Origin of the sequence: Kitasatospora sp. MMS16-BH015 (genome assembly GCF_002943525.1) — a bacterium.
Classification (GTDB): domain Bacteria; phylum Actinomycetota; class Actinomycetes; order Streptomycetales; family Streptomycetaceae; genus Kitasatospora.
Genome location: NZ_CP025394.1, coordinates 8111730 through 8132851, shown reverse-complemented (window position 1 = coordinate 8132851; position 21122 = coordinate 8111730). Strand labels below are relative to the sequence as shown.

The window sequence follows — 21122 nt, the reverse complement described above, 5'->3', positions numbered from 1 at the left end:
TGCTCAGGCTTCCTTGGCCACCGGGCCGTCGAAGACGACCTCCGCGTTGCGGCGGGTCTTCGACCAGCCGCTCTTCCCGGTCATGAGACGGATCATCGCCTTCCAGGAAGTCACGTAGAACTTGTAGGTGTACAGGGTGTACGCCATCCCCCAGCCCAGCGCCCGCCACCAGCCGCTGCGCCGCTCGTTGGCGGCCACGTAGAGGAAGGCCCAGATCGCGAACTGCCCGACGCCGACCACGAGGTAGGCCGCGAACAGGGCCCAGCCCCCGTCCATCAGGAAGGAGCGCAGGCCGTCCATGTCGACCAGGGCGGTGATGCCGACCGCCAGCAGCGGCAGCGGGTAGACGAAGGTGCCCAGGATCTGCAGCCAGGGCTGGATCAGGTAGTAGGTGAGCTCCGAGACGCCGGCGTTGGTGACGTGGTACGAGGACCAGGCGTCGGGCATGTAGCGGGTGCACTGCATGTTGCCCTGTCCCCACCGGGTGCGCTGGGTGACGAGCCGTCGGAGGTTGAACAGGCCCTCCTGGGCGACGTAGGTGTCCCGGGTGTACTCGTTGCGCCAGCCGGCCAGCAGCACGTGCAGGCCGAGCTCGAAGTCCTCCAGCAGCGACCCGCGCCACGGGCGCCCGTTGCCCTCGTCGATGTTCCGCAGGGCGGCGAGGCGGGTGAACTGCCCGTTCCCGCCCATGCCGACGGTGTTGATCCGCCGACGCACCAGCTGCAGGGCCGCGATCGGGACGCGGAACTCGATGTCCTGCATCCGCAGCAGGGTACGGGCGAAGAAGTTGGCGGCCCGGCCGCGCTCGGGCAGCAGGTGACGGTCGTCCAGGTTGAGGATCCGGACCTCGATCTGGACCGCGCCGACGCTCGGGTCACCGAAGAGGTGGGCGGCCGAGCAGACGTCGAGACAGCCCTCGGCCGGGTGGCCGTCGGCGTCGAAGACGCCGACCACCACCGAGTTCGGGTCGGTGTCGGCGGGCAGCCAGGCCTCCAGCGCCCGGTAGGCCGCGTTCAGCGCGTCGCCCTTGCCTGTCCGGGCCTCCGGCTTGCGACGGGACACCAGGTGCACCAACTCGTCGTTGCCGGCGAAGGCTTCGACGATCCGACCGGTGTCGTCGTCCGAGTCGTCGTCGATCACCCACAGGTGCGCATTGGGGAACTTCTGCCGCAGGGTGGCGACGGTCAGGCCGATCACGGCCTCCTCGTCCCGGCAGGGGATGAGGAAGTGCCACTGGAAGTCCTCGGACCGGCCGGCCGGTTGCGGGCGCCAGGCGCGGTAGGCGCGGATCAGGGTGGCCACGTAGAGGATGAAGATGCTGCAGAGCAGCAGCGAGAGACTCTGGCCGACGGCGATGAGCAGCTCCATCAGGCCGGCCCTCCCTGGGCGGGCACCGGCACCATGCGCCGCTCCAGCTTGCCGCCGCGCACGCCGTACCGCAGGAAGGCGCCGAGCGCCAGCACCATGGTGACCATGCTCAGGGCGGATCCACCGAGCGTGTGGGACCACAGGTAGCCCTGCTTGCCGTAGTGCACGGTGACCAGGGCGATCGCGACGAGCCGGATGATGTTGCCCAGGGCGACGATGCCGGCGGCGAGCAGGAGACCGCCGAGCACCTCACGGGCGGTGCGGCGGGCCGAGAGCAGGACGGCTGCCGCCATCAGGAGGAAGGGGGGCACGAGCAGCGAGGAGCTGCACGACTGGGTGACGTCCACACCGACGATCTTCATGTTGTTGAAGTTCACCAGGAGTGCGGTCCGGACGGCGGCCGTGGTCTCGTCCAGGAGCTGCGAGTAGAGCCAGGCGGCCGCCCGGGCCTCGACGGCACGGAGGTACTCGTTGAAGATGATCATGCATGCGGCCGCCACCGAGAGGGTGCCCGCCATCGTCACCGAGGCGGGCCAAGGCCGGGTCGGCTGTCGGGATTCGGGGCCTGGTGGAAGCGGAGCGGCGGTAGTCACCGGCGTCAGGGCCATCGGGTTCCTAGCTGGTTGTGTGCGAAGAGAGTGACAACAGGAACGAACCCGGGGCGGGAGTGCCGATGCGGCATCCCCGCCCCGGGTCATGTGTACAGCGGGCTGGCGACTAGTGCCGCTGGCCCCTGCGGCGGTACCGAGCCACTCCGAACAGAGCACCACCGGCGAGCAGGCTCGCGAGGGCGAGCTCAGCCCAGACCAGGTCGGCACCCGTCTTCGGCAGCGGCGGCTTCGGCGGGACCGAAGGCGTCGGCGTCGGCTTAGGCGTCGGCGTGGGAGTCGGCGTCGGGGTCGGCGTCGGCGTCGGCGTCGGGGTCGGCGTCGGCGTCGGGGTCGGCGTCGGGGTCGGCGTCGGCGTGGGAGTCGGCGTCGGCGTGGGAGTCGGCGTCGGCGTGGGAGTCGGCGTCGGGGTCGGCGTCGGCGTGGGAGTCGGCGTCGGGGTCGGGGTCGGCGTGGGAGTCGGCGTGGGAGTCGGCGTCGGGGTCGGCGTCGGCGTGGGAGTCGGCGTCGGAGTCGGCGTCGGCGTGGGAGTCGGCGTCGGGGTCGGCGTCGGCGTGGGAGTCGGCGTCGGAGTCGGAGTCGGGGTCGGCGTCGGCGTGGGAGTCGGCGTCGGGGTCGGCGTGGGAGTCGGAGTCGGAGTCGGCGTCGGCGTGGGAGTCGGCGTCGGGGTCGGCGTGGGAGTCGGAGTCGGCGTCGGGGTCGGCGTCGGCGTGGGAGTCGGCGTCGGCGTGGGAGTCGGCGTCGGCGTGTCCACGACCTTGATCGGGACGTCGTTCGAGATCACCGGGAACACCAGGTCACGCGCGTGGAGGCTGAAGTTGTTGGTGTAGATGTCGTCAGCCACGTTGCCGGTCGGCGTCAGCACCAGGGCGAGGTCGCGCGACTGGCTCGGCATCAGGGCCCGCGGGTCGCTGACCATGACCGCGGTGACGGCCGAGTCGTCGGCCGGGCAGCCGGCCTGGCCGAACTCGGTCTTGGCGCACCACTTGGTGGAGCCGCCCGCCTTGTTCGTCGGGTCCTGCGGGTCCGGCTTGATCGTGCCGTGCGTGGCCGAGGTGAACTTGAGCGTCACCTGCGGGTCGTCCGGCACCGCCTGGAGCGACTTGAAGGCCAGCGTCCCGGAGAACTTCGTCGCCGGAGTGCGGCCGTCACCCACCCAAGGCAGCTCGTCGATGATGTCCAACCCGTTCAGCGTGATGGTCTGCGGGTTGGTGTAGGTGAGCTTCCACGGCAGGTCCGTGTTCCGCGGCACCACCGGGGTGTCCGTGGACTTCTGGACCGTGATGCCCGTGCCCTCGACGATGGTCAGGCCACGCGTGGCCTGCCGCAGGTTCTCCGGGCTCAGGTCGTCCGGGGCCGAGACGGTCACCTTGTTCTGGTAACTGCCCGCAGCCGCGCTGCTGTCCGTGGCCACCTTGTAGGTGATCGGCGGGATCGTGCCGTTCGTCTGCTGGGCCGGGAGCACCCAGGTGACCGTGGTGGTGCCGTCGGCGTTCTTGACCGCGGACTTCTCCTGGACGGAGGCACTGCCCGCGACGTAGTTGAAGCCCGCCGGCAGGGTGTCGACGACCGTCACGTCCTGCGGGTTGGCGGCCGTGCCGTTCGACTTGAGCGACGGGTACAGGGCAAACGTGAAGGTCTGCCCCTTGAGCACCTGGCGCTGCTGGTCGGGCGTGCTGGTCGCGTCCGAGCCCGGGTCCACGGTCTTCTTGGTGACCCGCGCGAGCACCGGGGTGATGATCAGGTGATCGGCGAGCGCCCCGCTCGCGTAGTTCGCGTTGGGGTCGATCACACCGTTGACGGCCGGGGCGTAGGCCGGCTTGGTGTCCCGCCGCCAGGTGCCGTCCATGTCCTTGAACACGGCCGCGTTGCGGACGATCTGGTTCTTGCTCAGGCCCGTGCTGTTGACGGTGAGGAAGGTGTAGAAATCACGGCCGGCGAAGGCGGGCAGTGTGGTCTTGAACCGCACCTTGCCGACGGCGGTCAGGCCGCCGGGCACCTGCTCCGGGCTGCTGAACCAGGGACCGTCCTTGTCCTCGCAGGTCTGCCGGATCTGCGCGTTGGCACCGAGCGGGTCGTTCTTCAGCCCGATCATAGTGGTCGGCGGCGTGTTCTTGTACGCGGCGTACTCGATCACCAGGTCCGAGGCAGGCGGGACCATGGTCGCGTACTGGCCGGTCGCGTTCAGGCCGTTGCCGGCCGGAGCCTTGCTGATGGTCTGGTTGCCGTCGCCGAACACGTCGCAGGCGATGAAGTTGGTGTTGTCCTTGGGGTCGGTGCTGTTGATGAAGATGTGGGACCGCACCTGGGTCCCGGGGGTGACCAGGGCGTTGTTGTCCTTCTTCTTGGGCGCGGTGCCCGGCGCCCCACCCGTGGCGCTCTCGTACTCCTTTCCGTAGGAGCCGGTGCCGTTGACACCGACGGTCTGGGAGTTGTCCTCGGTCGGCTCCGAGCCACCGGTGCCGTAGTTGGTCTGCCCGCTGATCGAGGTCGGCGAGAAGTTGGTGTACGTGTCCGTGATGAGCGCGCTGCCCCCGGCCGAGGCCGTGAGGGCGTCGATCTCGCTCTGGGGTACCCAGATCCGCAGGTAGCCCGCGCTGATCACACCGGAGGTCGTGGCCAGGTCGGTGCCGTCCGCACCCTTGACGGGGTACGTCGCGGGGGTGCTGACCGCGTCGGTGATGGTCACCGAGACGTTCTGGCCGTACCCACCCTGGGTGCAGGTGAAGGTCCCGCTGCCCGCCGTGGTGTTGGTGGCGTCGCCGAGACCCGCCTGCCCGTACGGGGCGTTGGTGATGGTCGCGTCGTTGGCGCCGCAGGGCTTGGCGGTGTCCCCTCCCCAGGTGTAGAGCAGCGCTCCGCTGCTGGGGCCGCCGTTCATCAGCTTCGACAGGTCGTCGGTGAACGTCATCGGCGAGACCAGGGTCTCCTGGCCGAGCTTGCTGAAGTCAGTACGCGCCGGGTCGGTGCTGCGGGCCTCCACCACGATGGGCATGGTCAGCAGACGGCCGGGCTCACTGTTCGGGCCGGCGGCGAACTTGTCGCTGTAGGCGTACTTGCCGTCCTTGATCAGGTTGTACTTCGGCAGGGCACTGACCGTCGTCACCGGCGAGTCCGCACTGGCCCCGGTGCCGGCGGCGTTGTCCGCCGTGGCGTTGACGGTGAGCTTGACCTGGTCCTTGTTCTTCGCGGTGCCCAGCACCTGGAGAACGAGGGGCACCTGCTCGGTCTGGGAGGTCATGTCGGGCAGGACGCAGGTGAGCGTCGCGCCGCTGATGCCCGAGCCCGCGCCGGTGCACTTCTCCGGAAGCGCCGTCCACTGGGTGTTCGGCGGCGCGTCCACGGTGAACCGCGGCCGGTTCGCCGTGCCCTGCAGCGCCTGCACCTCGATCTGGTAGGCGATGGTGTCATTGGTGCGGACGATGCCGTTCTTCGGACCCTTGTCCAGACCGGGGCCGTCCGAGGCGGTGAACTCGGACGATCCGTCCATCATCACCGCGGCGTTGACGCCCATGCTGACCGTGGCGGCGTGGGCGAGCGTCACCGCGGAGCCACTGATCAGGACGAGGAGCGAGGTCGCCATGGCGACTCTCCGTGGGGAGAGTTTCGCCCTCGTGGGTGCAATCCATCTATGCATACGAATTACCTTTCGTGGCGCCCAGTCACGGAATTGATGCACCGGCCCCGGCACCCGGACAATGCCCGAACGGGGCCTGGAATGCAGGACGCCACGTCGGCGGGGCAGGTCACGACTAGCACAGTAGAACTGCTCGCGATCCGCCCGGTCCGACCACGGAACGACGTGTTGCGGCCCATCCACCCGGTCAGCCGAGCAGGGAATTCACGGCGATCCCCCGTGAGGCTCATTCGTATCCATCGGCCTCGCCGCCCCGGATGGGGCGCATCGGCTACTGCGGCACCGCTCCGGCGTCGACCGGCACGGCCACCTTGGCGGGATCGGCGACCAGCGGCGGCACACCGACGGCTGCGGAGGTGCCGAACTCCGCCGGGGCCTGGGCCTGTGGCCCCGGCACCGGTACGTCGTGGAAGGAGATCCCCTTGGGCGCCACCGCAGGAGCCAGCTTCCCGCCTGCGGCGAGCGGGCAGGCGGCCGACAGCGCATCAGCCGGCACACTGCTCTGCGCCGCGTTCCCGGCCAGACAGTTTCCGGTGGCTCCGGAGGCGGGGTCGGCCGTGAAAGCCAGGTCGACCCCGTTGCCCGTCAGCGTGTTTCCGGTCGGGTGATTGTCCAGCGGCTTGAAGCCGTTCGCGGCGGTGATGACGACTCCGGCCGTCGGATTGCCGGTCACCAGATTGTTGAGGATCTGGTTCTTCACCCCGCCGCCGACACCGATGCCGATGCCGAATCCGCCGTCGGCCTGCTCCGGGGTCCGGGCATCGGCATTGGCGGTGACCACATTGCCCGCGAACACCGCACCGTGCTGGGGCGCGAGCGCCTCCAGGGTGTCGGAGCCCATGGTCACGCCCACCCGGTTCGAGGCGAACCGGTTGCCGATCACCTGGAGACCGGCCGATGAGTTGGTGAACTCCGCGCCGATGGCGTTGTGTTCCGCCAGGTTGCCGCGCACCAGGGTGTCGCAGGGATCGCACTGACCCACGTAGATCCCGGAATCGGCGTGGCCCGAGGCGTAGGAGTGCTCGATCAGGCCGTTCCGGGCATCGAAGGCGTAGATGCCGTAGAGGCCGTTGTCGTAGGCCGTGACGTAGGAGGCGCGGAATCCGTTCAACGGCGGGAACTTCGTGGTGTCCATCGCCTGGTACTCACCGCTGCTGCCGCCCTGGCCCTGGAACTTCGGGTCGGTGACGCCGGTGAACAGCACACCGTTGAAGAGGTTGTTGCGCACCGTCAGGTTCTGGACCACGGAGCCGGCGCCGGTGACCACCACCCCGTCCCCGCGCTTGAACTCCCCGTCGATCACCACGGCGTTCCGGTCGGCACCGCGCAGGACCACCCGCTCCCGCGAGATCCGCACGCTCTCCCGGTAGACGCCCGGGGCCACCAGGACCTGGTCGTCCGGGCGGGCCCGGTCGACCGCCTTCTGGATGGTGGGCACGTCCTCGGGCACCCGGATCACGGCGGGCGGCGGCGGGGCGGCCGTCTTCACCATGCCGCAGCCACCGGCCCCGCTGATCGCCAGGAGCGCCGTCATGACGACCGCCCCGATCCGGCCGGCGCGCGATCGCCGTGCCGGAACAACTCGTACTGTGTCGGACATACCGCCAGATATACCAGTTGACGGACCGTCACCGACCGGCTCGGTGCGGCGGCCACTGCCTCGCCTCCGCCGTCGAGCCACACGTCGCAAGCGCGGTCACGAACCTGCCACGCGGCTTCGTCCCCCGAGTCTCCGACCGGCCTCCGGTGTCGACCCGTCCTCCGGGTGGACGCAGGATTTCACCCTTACGGCCCAGGATCACCAGGGCAGTCCCGCGCTTCCGGCTCGCGCCCGTCCCCGCCTCCGTGCCACCGGGTTCCGGTCCGCCGGTGCCACGGTGCGTCGGCCGGCCGGGTGACGAGGGCGGCGCGGCCGACCTGCGAGGCGCTCGCACCGAAGCCGCCGATGCCATCCTGAGCCCGGTTTCGGCGGGCACCGGGCCCGGCGGCCGGTGCGGAGGCTGTGTGATGAGGTGGAAACCCGGGCGCTCGACCGGGCAGGGCAGCACGGACCGCCGCTGGCCCGGCGTCCTGCTGATCGCCGTGCTGTGCTGCGGGCTGGCTGCCGGGCCGGCCTGGGCGGACCCGGACGAGGACACCGGCGCGGCCCCCGCGACCGTTCTCGGCGAGACCGAGGACGTCGCGAAGCTGCTGGTCCGGGTACAGGCCCTGCGTCACGCCGAGGAGCAGGCCCAGCAGGCGGCGCTGGCCCGTGAGGGCGAGTTGAAGGCCCGGCAGGCGGACCTCGTCTCGGCCACCCGCCTGGTCGACGCGCAGCAGCTGCGGGTGGACGCGGGCGAGGCGGCGGCCGCCCAGCTGGCGAGTGAGCAGTACCGGGGCGGCCCGTCCGCCTTCGCCCGGCTCCTGCTCACCGACGGCCCGGCCGAACTACTGGCCCAGGCCCGCGACTTGGCAGTGCGGGGCCGCACCGCGGCCCACATCATCCAGGACCTCCGCGACGCACGGGCCGAGCTCGGCCGCCTCCAGTCGGCCGCCCAGCAGGCCTCCGACCAGGCGCTCGGGCTGGCGCGGGCCGCCGGCACCGCCCGGGAGCTCGCCCAGAACCAGGTGGCCCAGGCCGAGGCCGAGCTGGCGAAGATCACCAGCGACCAACTCGCACAGCTGGAGCGCCGCGAGACTGCTCTCGCGGAACGAGACCAGCAACAGCTGCTGGCCGCCGGCCGGCTCGGCCAAGGCGACGCCACGGCCACCCCTGCGGCCCAGGCCGCCATCGACTTCGCCCTGGGGCAGTTGGGCAAGCCGTACGTGTGGGGAGCGGTCGGACCGGACAGCTTCGACTGCTCGGGTCTCACCTCCAAGGCCTGGGCCGCGGCCGGCGTCGCGATCCCGCGCACCAGCGAGGAGCAGTGGGCCCATCTCCCGAAGGTCCGCCTGAGCGAGCTCCAGCCGGGAGACCTGGTGATCTACTTCGCCGAGGCGACCCACGTGTCGATGTACCTGGGCCACGGGCTGATGGTCCACGCCCCCCACACCGGCACCGTGGTCAAGGTCGCCCCGGTGGCCGCCATGCCGATCCTCGGCGCGGTCCGACCGCCGGCTCCCGCTCCCACCGGGGACCTCCCCGTCCCGGTGGCGGGCTGAGGCTGCCCGACCGGGCAGGGGCCCCGGAGCGGGCGACAGCGACCTCCGCAGCAACACCACTCGGAAAGGCGATCGACTCGGTGGAAGACGGCCCGATGCAGGACCGCGCGGAACGCCCGGCACGGCGGTCACGCCGCTTCGGCACCGTCGTCGCGGCGACGCTGCTGATGCTCTGTACCAGTCAGTTCATCGACCGGGCGGACGACGCGGGCCCGGTCACAGCAGCGCAGCCCGTGGCTACCTCGTACGCCTTGACCGCGGCCGCGGGCGGTCCGTCCTCGTCCGACTCCCACCGATCCGTCCCATCGGCGGTGGCCATGGCCGAGGACCCTCCCCGCTTGCTGTTCGTGGCCCTCGGAGGGGTCGCCTCGATCGCGGCCGGAGTCATCCTCGCCGCCGAGCAGCAGGGACGCCGCCACCGGTGACCCGGCAGGATCCCGGTGCCCGCACCCCGGGGCCGCCACACCGAGCCGGTCAGTCGTCGATCTCCGACCTCAGCAGTCGGGTGATTCGACGCGGGGCACCGGCGAGGCTCGGCACGACCGGTCGAGCTCCCTCGTACCGTGCGCCGCAGACCGTTCCGTCGCCAGCCCGCACGACCACACCGAGGAACCCCCGATGTCCACCGGCCTACTGGAGGGCTCCTCCACCACCGAGACCCCTCCCGCCCCCGCGACCGTGGGCCGGCGACCCCGGCTGCCCATGGGCGACCGGGAGGTGCTGTGGCTCTACCTCCTCACCCGCCTCGCCCTCTGGCTCCTCGCCTACTGCGCGCGCTGGCTGTTCCCCGCGAACGGCGGCGCCACCTCGCCGGCCCCCCTGCTCTCGCCCTTCGAACGCTGGGACTGGAACCACTACCTGGACATCGCCCGCGACGGCTACTTCCCCGGCCGGTCCGGCCCCTGGCAGGCCACCTGGGACCACCGGGAGGCATTCTTCCCGGGCTTCCCGCTCACCCTCCGGGCGGTCCACCTGGTCGTCCCGAACTGGACCGCGGCGGGCCTGCTGGTCTCCTTCCTGGCCGGCGGTGTGGCCGTCCTCTCCCTGGCACGGATCGCCCGTGCCCAACTCCCGGGCCGGGAGGACGATCCGGGGCACCGCGCGGTCCTGTTCCTCCTGCTCTCCCCGTGCGCGGTCTTCCTCGCGCTGGGCTACACGGAGGCGCTCTTCCTGGCCCTCGCCCTACCGGCCTGGCTCGCCGCCCAGCGGCAGGACTGGTCACTGGCCTCGACCCTGGCCGCCCTGGCGGTGACCGTGCGCGCCAGCGGGCTCTTCCTCGTCGCCGCCATCGCCCTGCACTTCGCCCTCAGCCGCCGGGCGGCCGCCACCCCGGACCGCTGGCGCGGGCTGGCCTGGCTCGCCCTGCCCGCCCTGCCGGTCTACGTCCACTGCTGGTACCTGCACTCCCACACCGGCGACTGGTCGGCCTGGGTGCACGCCCAGGAGCGCGGCTGGCACCGGGAGTTCCACTCCCCCTGGGAAGCCTGGTCCAACACCTGGCAGACCGCCTTCGACCACGGTCAGTCGATCAGTTTCGCCGCCGCCTTCCAGGCCGAACTGCTCGCCATGCTGGCCGGCCTGGCGGTCCTGGTGGTCCTGCTGATGAAGCGGCGATGGGCCGAGAGCCTCTACATCGCCCTGAACCTCTGGGCCCTCGGCACCTCGTACTGGTACATGTCCGTCCCCCGGGCCACCCTCCTGTGGTGGCCGCTCTGGATCCTGCTGGCCGAGCGGTGCCGCTCCGGCTCGCGCCTGCCCAGCGCCTACCTCGCGCTGGTGGCCCCGCTGTCCACCGTCTTCGCGCTGACCTTCCTGTCCGGGCGCTGGATCGGCTGAACGTCCTCCGCGAGCGGGACTGGGCGCCGCCGGGGCATCCGACGGGGGCGCCCACTCCGGACGGCCCACCGGAGGAGGTACCCGCCGAGGGCGGCGACCGGGACCACGGTGAGCGCCACCAGGGCCCACTTCTCGGCGTAGTGAGCGGCCTGAGTGGGCGTGCGGCCGAAGGTGATCATCGGCCCCCAGGTGTAGTAGGCCGCGATCATGATCAGCCCTCCCCGGCTTGGAGGCTTCCACCTTAGGATCAATCGCCTAGTAAGGATGTAAAACCGGACAAGCCGGTCCAGGAGTGGACCGGCTTGCGGGCGCCGACGTACAGCTCGGCTCGTTCAGTGAGCGGTCAGTGGAGCCTCCGACCGTTGCGGTGCTGCCGCCAGGCCACCAGCGCCAGTGCACCGGAGGCGAGGAGGACGGTGGTGAGCACCAGCGCCAGCAGGGAGCTGAAGCCGAGCCCGGTGCGGGCGAGTTGGTGGGTGCCGTAGGGGCACCCGGCGCCGCGGCTTCCGGGGCTGCAGCTGGGGGCGGCCGTCGGCGCCGCCGGGGTCGGGGTGGGCTTCACCGTGGGAGTGGGAGTGGGAGTGGGTGCGGGGAGCGGGGTCGGCGGCTCGGGGTGCGGAGTCGGAGTCGGCTTCGGGGTCGGAGTCGGGGTGGGGGTCGGGGTCGGAATCCGGCGGCAGTTGAGGGTGGCCTCGGGCCGGTTGTTGGTGGTGATGGTGCAGGTGTTGCCCAGGGCTGACCCTGCGTTGACCGGGCCGTCGTTGGTGGTGATGGCGATGGTGTTGGTGCCGCCGGTGCCGGCGTCGACGGAGCCGGTGTTGCTGTCGGCGGTGAGGCTGTTGCCGGTGCCGGCCAGGGTGATGGCGGCGGTGTTGCCCTGGCCGGGCTTGCCCGCCGGGCCGGCGGCTGCGGTGCCGGTGGATCCCGTGCCGCCCGGGCCGCCCTCGCCGGCGGCACCACCGGTCACGGTGATGGTCGCCTTGCCGCCCGCCGGACCGGTGACGGTGGCGCTGTTGCCGTTGCCCCCGTCCCCGCCGGGGCCACCCTGGCCACCCGGGCCACCGTTGGCGGTACTGCCCCCAGCGCCGATGCCGCCCTGGCCGCCCTTGCCCGCGGTGGCGGTGTAGGTGGTGGCGGTGATGGTGCCGCTGGAGGCACCGTCGCCGCCGCGCCCGCCCGCCCCACCGGTCCCGTCGACCGGGACGGCGTAGTTGGAGCCGAAGCTTCCGGCCCCGGCGTCGCCGCCGGTCACGGTGACGGTGGTCGCGGTGACGCTCGCCCCGGCGATGCCGTCGCCGCCGCGGCCGCCGACCTGCGTACCGCCGTTGAAGCTGCTGGCGCCGCCCGTGCCGCCGAGCGCCTCGACGGTGGCCGCGTTCACGGTGCCGCCGACGGCACCAGTACCGCCGCTACCGCCGGTGCGGCCACCGAGGTAGCCGTTACCACTGGCCTTGCCGCCGACCAGCTTGACCGTGCCGGGCGGGTTGGTGATGGCGCAGTTGACGGCACCGTCACCACCGCTGCCACCGACCGCGCTCCAGTCGACGATGCCGCCGCCGGCCACCGTGACGGCGCCCTTGGGTACGGAGATGGTGCAGTCGCGGCCTCCCGCGCCCCCGGGGCCGGCGTAGCCCTCACGCGGATTGACCCGGCCGACGCCCCCGTTGACGTTGACCACGGCGTCGGCGGCGGTGGGGTCGACGATGATGCTGCCCTGGAGCCCGTCCGCGCCCGCCTCGCTGAACCGGCCGGCGATGTTGCCACCGGTCACGTTGACCTTGACGCTGCCGGTGCCCGCGTAGCGCAGGGTGACGCCACTGGAAATGCCCGTGTAGTCCGAGCCGGCCGCGGTGCCGTCGTTGGTGATGTCGACCACGGTGTCACCGCCGTCGAGCGTCCAGTCCTGCTTCAGGCCCTGGGTGCAGGTGTAGGTGGTGGTCGTGCCCGAGACGGCCTTGGTGCAGCCCTGCGGGAGCACGACGACGGGTGCTCCGGTGCAGTTGTGGACGCTGCCGGGGGCGTTGTCGTAGGTGATGGTGCAGGTGTTGCCGCCGGCGGAACCGGCGTTGATGAAGCCGTAGTTGGCGAAGACGGTGATGGTGTTGCCGCCGCCGGTGCCGGCGTCGATCCGGCCGCTGTAGCCGTTGGTGCTGGAGTTCACCGTGTTGCCGGTGCCCTTGAGGGTGATCGTGGCGTCGTTGCCGGCTCCGCCCCAGCCGGCCGCTCCGCCGCCGCTGCCACCCGGGCCACCGTTGCCGCCCTGAGCGCTGATCGTCGCGGGGGGCACGGCACCGCCGGGGGTGGCGGTGGTGACCGGTCCGCCGTTGGCGGTGCCCGAGTCCCCGCCGGCCCCGCCGTTCGCACCGCCGGGGCCGCCGTTGCCGCTGGTGGCGGTGAGGCTGTTGGGGTTCGGCACGGTCCCGTTGGGGGCGGTCAGGGTGACCTTGGTGGCGAGGTTGCCCGCCCCGCCGTAGCCGCCCGTGCCGCCGTCGGCACCGCCCTGGGCGCCGTTGCCGCCCCGGGCGGTCACGGCACTGGCGGTGATGCTGCCGATGTAGATGCCCGCCCCACCGCCCCCACCGAAGCTGCTGACGGCCTGGCCGCCGTCCCCACCGATGACGGTGACGGTGTCGGCCGTGATGCTGCCGCGTGTGACGCCGTTGCCGCCCGCACTGCCCAGGGAGTCACCGACCTTCCCGGCGCCCCCTCGGCCTCCCGTGGCGGTGACGGATCCTGCGGTGGCGGTCAGCGCGCAGGAGGCGCTGCCGGCCCCGCCGCCCCAACCCGCAGTCCCGTCGCCGCCCTGCAGGCTGATGACGCCTCGGGGGATGGTGACCGTGGCGTTGCCGCAGCCGGGGCTGCCCGCGCCGAAGGCAGCGGATCCCTTGCCACCGGTGAGGGTGACGGTGGCGTTGCTGGCCGCAGACCCGACCGTGATGGTGCCGCCCTGGATGCCGGCCCGGCCGGGCGCGGAGTTGTCGCCGGCCGCCCCGCCCTTGGCGTTGATGGTGATCGCGCCGTTGCCGGTGTACGACAGGGTGACGCCCTCGGAGATGCCGGGCTGGGCGGGGTCGGTGTTGCTGATCTCGACCACGGTGTCACCACCGTCGAGCGTCCAGTTCTGAGTCAGGCCCTGGGTGCAGGTGTAGGTGGTGGTGGTACCGGAGGTGGACTGGGTGCAGCCTGGTGGCAGCGCGGCTGCCCGGGCCGGGGTGAGGGGCACGGCCAGGGTGGCGGCCAGCAAGGCCGCCACCACCGGCGGCCGGGCACCGCGAGCGAGGGCCATCGGGGAGGGCATGGGCGGTCTCCGTCTCGGACCGGCCGGGCGCGAGGGCTCCGGCCCGACACGGCGGCAGAATGTCCGAAAGACCCGGACGGTGACAGACAGTAGCGACCCCGGCACTCGTCATGCTCATGCGGCACACCGGCATCCGAGTGGATTCCCCCGGAAGCGGCTGGTCAGGCGGCCGGCTGCGGTCGGGCGCATCGCTGGTCCAGCCAACTGCGGGCGGCCCCCGGCGTGTCCGTGATGATGGTGTCGGCCTCACGGTCGACGAGCTGCTGCCAGGACGCCGCGTCGTCCACCGTCCAGCCGTAGACAGCGCGGTGGCGCGCGTGCTCGGCCTTCACCCGCTCGGGGGTGACCAGCACGGCTTCCAGCGAGACGGCGGCGAGCGGCAGGTCACCGGGGTCCTCGGCGTACCAGGAGCCCTGGATGAGGGTCACCGGCAGCTGGGGGGCGGCCTGGTGAGCCGTCCTCAGGTGCTGGGTGTAGAAAGAGTAGAGGTCCACCTGGATGCCACTCTCCGCCGCCATCCGGGCGATGACCGCGGCGTCCTCGGGCCGGCCGATCTCCTTGATCTCCATCAGCAAGCGGATGCGGGTGCCCTGGAGGTAGTCGAGCAGGTCGGCCAGCTTGGGGATCGGCTGGGCCGGCCCCGGGCCCACGGTCACCCGCAGCCGGCTGAGCTGCTCGTAGGTGTAGTCCTGCACCCTGCCCTTCCCGTCCGTCACCCGGTCCACGGTCGGGTCGTGGAAGAGCACCGGGACGCCGTCCTTGGTGGTCAGGACGTCGGTCTCCAGCCAGTCGGCGCCCTCCCGGACGGCGGCCCGGAAGGAGGCCATGGTGTTCTCCGGCGCGCTCCGGGGCGAGCCGCGGTGGCCGGCCACCCGCTGGTGACCGCAGGGCAGGGCGTCCCGGTGGAGCGGCTCGGCGGCGGCCGGCACCGCCGCCGCGGCCGGGGAGGTCAGGGCGGAGCAGAGCAGGACACTCGCCGCCAGCTTCCAGGTCGTCGGACTCAGGAGTCTCATGAGGCGAGTAGAAGCCGACAGCTCGCGGCAGTCCCGCCGCACTGCGCCGGAGGGGTCACCGAGTCACCTCCCTGGCCCCCTCGGAGGAGTCCGCTGCCGCTTCCTCGCAGGTCTCGCCGGCCCTTCCGGCTACCGGAGTCGGGCGTCCTTGTGACGGCCCGGGCGGGGCCCCTGCGGACGGGCGACGATATCGGTCATGACCTCGGTGCGGACACTGTGGCGGACCACGCTCAGCGGGCCCAGACCACCGAGCGCCTCGATCACCTCCTCTGTCCGGTCGTCCTGACTCCCCGGGCACCGGAGCGGAGCCACCATGCCGATGGTCGCGGCCCGCGCAACCCGTTCCGGCGGCAAGCCTTGGACGCCGAGGAACGGTACGCACCTGTCCGGGCCGATCCAATCGGTCTCCGCGCTGCCGCTCCCGACCAGCACGAGGTCGCTCGCCGCAGCCACAGCCAGGGCCACCTGCCGCCGGTCGGAGGTGCGGTAGCACCACTGGTCGGGATGCTGCCCCCGGAGGAAGGGGAACCGCACACGCAGGACGTCGAGGATCCGGGCCACCTCCTCGACCGGCGCGCACGGCCGTTGGACGAAGGAGAGCCTTCCCGGGTCGGCGGGCTGCACCGCCCACGCAGCGGTGGTGTCCCGCACCCGGAGGCAGGAGGCCTCGGCCTCGCTGTCCACGGGAACGCCTCCGCCGGTACCGAGGAGCAGCACGCTGTCCCCCCTGGCCTCGAAGTGCTTCACCGTGGCCCAGGTGGCGGCGGCCCGCGCGCACCCGCCCGGTGCCGGGCCCGGGTCGGGTACCGCCTGGGGGCGGACCACCTGATGCGGGAGGAGCGGCGACGGCCCGCAATCGGCGGGCGCCTCGGCGAGGACCACCCTCCTCGTACGCAACGTCGCGGACCAGGTCCGCACGGCCTCCTCGGCCGCCGCTTCGGCCCGGGTCGGGGCGATCGCCGCGATCCCGACGACCCGGCCGTCAAGATCGATGTAGGTGGTGGCGAACAGTCGCCCGCCGATGCCCGCCGCCGGCGACCCGATGACGCCGATCCGGTACGCATGGCCTCTCTGGTGCAGCCAGCCGGCCACCAGCGGAGCTGCCGGGCAGCTCACCGGACCGCGAGTGGAATGGACATATCCCGATAGGACGATGATGGGATCAGTGGGATCTGATCTCACCTCGGATCGCTCCGTCATTCGCGTGCGGTTCACACTTCTCCTTCATTCGATCCGAGAGGGCGGGCAGCACTCCGGTGCGCCGGGCAATCAATCGGAAGACGGGCAGCCCTATCGAGAGGTGAACTCCACACCACACGTGGACAGTTCACACTCCCTCATCCGCCCACTGTGCTGCGCGCCCTGCGCATCTCCCCAAACGCGGCGGCCCATCGGGTGAATCCGAAAAGCGCGGACACCATCCGCCCAACGCACGTCGCGTCAACGGTTCCTCCGACAGCGCAGTCTTCGATGTCCGTTTTCCGCCATGAGATCCGCAGGCCGAACCGGGCCCGCGTCAACCGCCCACCAGGGCCTCTCCCCCTTTCGCGGGAGGCCTCCCCGGTTCACACCCCCAGCCCACCGGTGCCACTCGCGACTTCCGCCGCGGCCATAGCCGGACTGCGCACCCACTGTCCTGAAAACGCCGTCCTCTCGCCCTTTTCCCACCGGCGGGGCGACATGCCGCCTGCCCATGCGCTACCCAGGTAGCCGCAGCCATCCGAAAGTCGCCCGACCCCACCCCGGACGGCCCGAACCCAGAAGGGAAATCCATCGTTGAAGTCATCACGTCAGAGACTCATGACAGCCGACCGGGACGAAGCCCTGGCCTTTCTTCGGGCTCTCTACAACGCTCAGCGGCTCCGGCCGACTTCGACCGGCGCATTCGGAGTCACCCTGACCCGGACGCCATTGGCGGACATCGCCCTGGTGACCGCCGAATGGACCGGTTCGTTCGTGCTCGACGCGGATCCGCCGGGCAGCCACCTGATCTGTGCCACCGCGGCCGGCAGCTACCGCATCGCCTGCCCGCCGGAGGCCGGTGAGCAGGTCACCGCGCCCGGCGCCCTGCACCTGATCGCCGATCCCGCCGCGCCGCTCACCTTCCGACTCCTCGGCCACACCCGGGTCTGTGCCGTCGACGTAGCACCCGAGACCCTGCGCCGGCACGCGGAACGGCTACTCGACATCGACCTCCGCGGCACCTGGCGCCCGCGTGTCCTCGCGCCCACGGACCGTCGCGCCGGCGACCTCGCCCGCCTCATCCTCGGCATCGCCGACGGCTCGGACGCGTCCGACACGCTCGCCGCCCACCACCTCATGCGGCCCCTCGTGGCCGAGACCCTGCTCACCGCAGTGCTCCTGACCACCGACCACCCCTGGCGGGAGAAGATCTCCCGCTCCCTGCCGTCCCCCCGCCCCCGGAACATCCAGCAGGCTGCGGACGCCATCCACTCCTACCCTGCCCACCCCTGGACGACCGCCGAACTCGCCGACATGGTCCGCCTCTCGCCCCGGGCTCTCCAGCAGGGCTTCCGCACCCACTTCCTCACCACTCCCACCGCCTACCTCCGGCGCATCCGTCTCACCCACGTCCATCGGGAGCTCCGGACCGCCGACCCCACGCTGTTCACCGTCGAGATGATCGCCCGCCGCTGGGGCTTCCACCACATGCCGCGCTTCGCCGCCTACTACCGAAGCCAGTTCGGCACCCAGCCCCACTTGACCCTGGCCGACCGGCCTCGGGGCTGACATCCGGCCCGGCAGCGGCGGCCAACGCCCGTCAGGTCCTCGGACGGCACCCGAAGGATACGGATCGTCGTGGCGAGCATGCGGCTCTGGCAGGAGACCGGCGAAGCCCACCCACCGCCGTCCTACGGCCCGGACCTCCGACCCTGCTCGAACCGCTCGGCCTCAGTGCGACCAGTCGGTGACCTCGGGCAGGTCGGTGCCGTGCTCGCGGATCCAGCGGCCGTGCCGCGTGCGCTGGTCCACCATCCGCTGCCGCAGGCCGGCCGCGCGGACGGCCAGGCCGGGCACCCGGTCGATGACGTCCATGACCAGGCGGTACCGGTCGAGGTCGTTGCGCACCACCATGTCGAACGGCGTCGTCGTGGTGCCGGACTCCTTGTAGCCCCGCACGTGCAGGTGCGGGTGGACCGCGCGGCGGTAGGCGAGCCGGTGGATCAGCCAGGGGTAGCCGTGGTACGCGAAGACCACCGGCCGGTCGGTGGTGAAGAGGGCGTCGAACTCGGCCTCCGGCATCCCGTGCGGGTGCTCCTCGGCGGGCATCAGCCGGGCCAGGTCCACCACGTTGACCACGCGCACCCGCAGCTCGGGCAGGTGTCGGCGGAGCAGGTCGGCTGCCGCCACCACCTCCTGAGTGGGCACGTCGCCCGCGCAGGCCAGCACCACGTCGGGGTCGCGGGTGCCGTCCTCGGTGCCCGCCCACTCCCAGATGCCGGCGCCCCGGGCGCAGTGCGCCCGCGCCTCGTCCAGGGTGAGCCAGTCAAAGCAGGGCTGCTTGCCGGCCACCACCACGTTGACCAGGTCCCGGCTGCGCAGCACGTGGTCGGCGGTGACCAGCAGGGTGTTGGTGTCCGGCGGGAAGTAGACCCGGACGGCCTCGGGGCTCTTGTTGAGTACGTGGTCGACGAAGCCCGGGTCCTGGTGCGAGAACCCGTTGTGGTCCTGGCGCCAGACGTGCGAGGTCAGCAGGTAGTTGAGCGAGGCGATCGGCGCCCGCCAGCCGAGCCCACGCGTCGTGCGCAGCCACTTGACGTGCTGGTTGACCATCGAGTCGACGATGTGGACGAAGGCCTCGTAGCAGGAGAAGAAGCCGTGCCGGCCGGTCAGCAGGTAACCCTCCAGCCAGCCCTGGCAGGTGTGTTCGGAGAGGATCTCCAGCACCCGGCCGTCCTGGGCCAGGTGCTCGTCGACCGGCAGCGCCTCGCCCTGCCAGGCCTTGCCGGTGGCCGCGTACATGGCCTGGAGCCGGTTGGAGGCGGTCTCGTCCGGGCCGACCAGCCGGAAGTCGCGGCGCTCGGCGGTGGCCGCCGTCAGCTCTGCCAGCAGGTCGCCGAGCACCCGGGTCGGCTCGTGCAGCGTGGTGCCGGGCTTCTCCACCGGCACGGCGTGGCGGTCGAGTTCGGGCAGCGGCAGGTCGCGCAGCAGCAGGCCGCCGTTGGCGTGCGGGTTCGCGCCGAGCCGGCGGGCGCCCGCCGGTACACAGGCCAGTACCTCCGCGCTGGGCCGCCCCTCGGCGTCGAACAGCTCCTCCGGTCGGTAGGAGCGCAGCCACTCCTCCAGGGCGGCCAGGTGGGCGGGGTCCTCCCGGACCCGGTCGAGCGGTACCTGGTGGGCGCGCCAGGTGCCCTCCACCGGCACCCCGTCCACCTCGGCGGGCCCGGTCCACCCCTTCGGGGTGCGCAGCACGATCAGCGGCCAGTGCGGGCGGCGGGTGCTGCCGTCGGTGCGGGCCTCGTACTGGACGGCGGCGATCCGGTCCAGCGCCGTGTCCATCGCCTCGGCCATCGCCCGGTGCACCGCGAGCGGGTCGCTGCCGGTGACGTACAGCGGCAGGTGGCCGTAGCCGCGCAGCAGGGCGTCCAGCTCGGCCTCGGGCAGCCGGGCGAGCACGGTCGGGTTGGCGATCTTGTAGCCGTTCAGGTGCAGGATCGGCAGCACCGCCCCGTCGTGCACCGGGTCGAGGAACTTGTTGCCGTGCCAGGAGGCCGCCAGCGGACCGGTCTCGGCCTCGCCGTCCCCGATCACGCAGGCGACCAGCAGCCCCGGGTTGTCGAAGGCGGCGCCGTAGGCGTGCGAGAGCGCGTAGCCCAGCTCACCGCCCTCGTGGATCGAGCCGGGGGTCTCGGGAGCGACGTGGCTCGGCACCCCGCCCGGGAAGGAGAACTGCCGGAACAGCCGGGCCATCCCGGCCTCGTCCCGGCTGACGGAGGGGTACGTCTGCGAGTAGCTGCCCTCCAGCCAGGAGTTGGCGAGGACGGCGGGCCCGCCGTGGCCCGGGCCCCAGACGCAGATCGCGTCCAGGTCGCGGGCGCTGACCACCCGGTTGAGGTGGGTGTGCACCAGGTTGAGGCCGGGCGAGGTGCCCCAGTGGCCGAGGTGCTCTCGACCGAGCCGAACAGCGCCTTGCGGTGCCCGCCCCCGGAGTTCGGGTCGCCGGGGCGGCGCAGGGTCGAGCACTTGGTCGCCAGCACCAGGCGCTCGCGCTCCTCGCTGGCGAACTCGCCCAGCAGGCACTCGGAGCTGCCGTCGGTTCCTGGGAAGGCCGGTCCCACCCTGGTGGTTGGACTGGTCATGACGACACAGACCGTGGACACCACCGAGGAACTGGCCGCCTTCCTGCGGAGCAGGCGCGAACGGCTGGACCCGGCGCGGCTGGGCCTGCCCGCGCACCAGCGGGCCCGGCGGACGCCCGGGCTACGCCGCGAGGAGGTCGCCGAGCTGGCCGGGGTCAGCACCGACTACGTGGTCCGGCTGGAGCAGGGCCGGGGGCTCCGCCCCTCCGCGGAGGTGCTGACGGCGCTGGCCCGGGCCCTGTGCCTGGATCCGGGCGAACGCGACTACCTCTTCGACCTGGCCGGACACCGCCGCCCCGACACCACCGTCGGCCTGGCCGTTGGTGCGGCCCCGTCGCTGGCCCGTCTGGTCGACGACCTGTCACCGCTGCCGGCCATGCTGCTCGACCACCGCTACGACATCCTCGCCTGGAACCCCGAAATGGCCCGGCTGCTCCCGGGCTTCGAGGCCGTGCCGTCGGCCCGGCGCAACGCGATGTGGCTGTGCCTGCTGCACCCGGAGATGCGCGGCTTCTACGCCGACCGCGAAGCGGTGCTGCGGGACGGGTTCGCCCACCTGCGCGCGGCCTGGGCCGCGCACCCGCAGGACCGGGAACTGTCCGGTCTCATCGCCGAGTTCGCCACCCAGGACGAGGGCTTCGCCCGCCTCTGGGCCGACCGGGAGGTCAGCGTCAACGGGCGCGGCCGCAAGGAGCTGCGACACCCGGTGGCGGGCACGATCACCGTCGACTTCGAAGTCCTGCTGCCGCTCCAGGACCCGGAGCTGCGCCTGCTGGTCTACCGCCCCGCGGACGAGGAGAGCCGCGCCTGCCTGCACCGGCTGTTCGGCGGTGACGAGCACCGAGAGGGCTGATGACTCGTCACCTGCCATCACCGTCGCCGAGGAACTCCTCGGAGCGT

At 72.0% G+C, this 21122-nt stretch carries 13 protein-coding genes; 5 read left to right on the top strand and 8 right to left on the bottom strand.

Translation table 11 applies throughout. The features are described 5' to 3' along the window. Nucleotides 1–3: 3 nt before the first annotated feature. The 4 genes from CFP65_RS34990 to CFP65_RS34975 form a co-directional block, all read right to left on the bottom strand. On the bottom strand, nt 4–1368 hold the full coding sequence (locus CFP65_RS34990; protein WP_104819942.1) for a glycosyltransferase: 1365 nt from the start codon (nt 1366–1368) through the stop codon (nt 4–6). Continuing rightward, the gene (locus tag CFP65_RS34985) at nt 1368–1886 is read right to left on the bottom strand and encodes an exosortase/archaeosortase family protein (RefSeq protein ID WP_158702513.1); all 519 of its coding nucleotides are present in this window, start codon (nt 1884–1886) and stop codon (nt 1368–1370) included. Before CFP65_RS34985 ends, CFP65_RS34990 begins: the two co-directional genes overlap by 1 nt. 199 nt (nt 1887–2085) lie before the next feature. Beyond that, the gene (locus CFP65_RS41565; RefSeq protein WP_254552727.1) at nt 2086–5559 is read right to left on the bottom strand and encodes a hypothetical protein; all 3474 of its coding nucleotides are present in this window, start codon (nt 5557–5559) and stop codon (nt 2086–2088) included. A gap of 325 nt (nt 5560–5884) precedes the next feature. Next, entirely contained in the window at nt 5885–7147 is a 1263-nt protein-coding gene (locus tag CFP65_RS34975) for a nitrous oxide reductase family maturation protein NosD (RefSeq protein WP_254552726.1), read from the bottom strand. A 473-nt stretch (nt 7148–7620) separates the two neighbouring features. Between CFP65_RS34975 and CFP65_RS34970 the strand changes: the two genes are divergently transcribed. From CFP65_RS34970 to CFP65_RS34960, 3 genes are all read left to right on the top strand, one after another. After that, nucleotides 7621–8754: a C40 family peptidase gene (locus tag CFP65_RS34970; RefSeq protein ID WP_104819940.1), complete on the top strand. Its 1134-nt coding sequence runs from the start codon at nt 7621–7623 to the stop codon at nt 8752–8754. Nucleotides 8755–8849: 95 nt separating this feature from the next. Beyond that, a complete protein-coding gene (locus CFP65_RS34965) occupies nt 8850–9179 on the top strand; it encodes a hypothetical protein (protein ID WP_104819939.1) in 330 nt (109 codons plus the stop codon). A 193-nt stretch (nt 9180–9372) separates the two neighbouring features. Next, nucleotides 9373–10590 (top strand): mannosyltransferase family protein, encoded by a 1218-nt coding sequence (locus CFP65_RS34960; RefSeq protein WP_158702512.1) that lies wholly within the window; start codon nt 9373–9375, stop codon nt 10588–10590. Nucleotides 10591–10933: 343 nt separating this feature from the next. Here the strand turns inward: CFP65_RS34960 and CFP65_RS42270 are convergent, their stop codons facing one another. The 3 genes from CFP65_RS42270 to CFP65_RS34940 all read right to left on the bottom strand — a co-directional run bounded on the left by CFP65_RS42270 (nt 10934) and on the right by CFP65_RS34940 (nt 16017). Further along, nucleotides 10934–13888, bottom strand: coding sequence for a hypothetical protein (locus CFP65_RS42270; protein WP_104819937.1), 2955 nt, complete (start codon nt 13886–13888; stop codon nt 10934–10936). Nucleotides 13889–14049: 161 nt separating this feature from the next. Beyond that, complete coding sequence (locus tag CFP65_RS34945) at nt 14050–14901, bottom strand: glycerophosphodiester phosphodiesterase family protein (RefSeq protein WP_104819936.1); 852 nt, start codon at nt 14899–14901, stop codon at nt 14050–14052. Between the two features lie 129 nt (nt 14902–15030). After that, on the bottom strand, nt 15031–16017 hold the full coding sequence (locus tag CFP65_RS34940; RefSeq protein ID WP_158702511.1) for a hypothetical protein: 987 nt from the start codon (nt 16015–16017) through the stop codon (nt 15031–15033). A gap of 795 nt (nt 16018–16812) precedes the next feature. Here CFP65_RS34940 and CFP65_RS34935 point away from each other — a divergent pair. Next, nucleotides 16813–17652, top strand: a complete 840-nt coding sequence (locus tag CFP65_RS34935) for a helix-turn-helix transcriptional regulator (RefSeq protein WP_254552725.1) — start codon at nt 16813–16815, stop codon at nt 17650–17652. A 162-nt stretch (nt 17653–17814) separates the two neighbouring features. On the opposite strand, the gene CFP65_RS34930 is transcribed toward CFP65_RS34935, so the two are convergent. After that, nucleotides 17815–20232, bottom strand: coding sequence for a phosphoketolase (locus CFP65_RS34930; RefSeq protein WP_371682560.1), 2418 nt, complete (start codon nt 20230–20232; stop codon nt 17815–17817). Between CFP65_RS34930 and CFP65_RS34925 the strand changes: the two genes are divergently transcribed. Further along, nucleotides 20221–21075: a helix-turn-helix domain-containing protein gene (locus CFP65_RS34925; protein ID WP_104819932.1), complete on the top strand. Its 855-nt coding sequence runs from the start codon at nt 20221–20223 to the stop codon at nt 21073–21075. The genes CFP65_RS34930 and CFP65_RS34925 overlap by 12 nt on opposite strands. Nucleotides 21076–21122 lie beyond the last annotated feature (47 nt).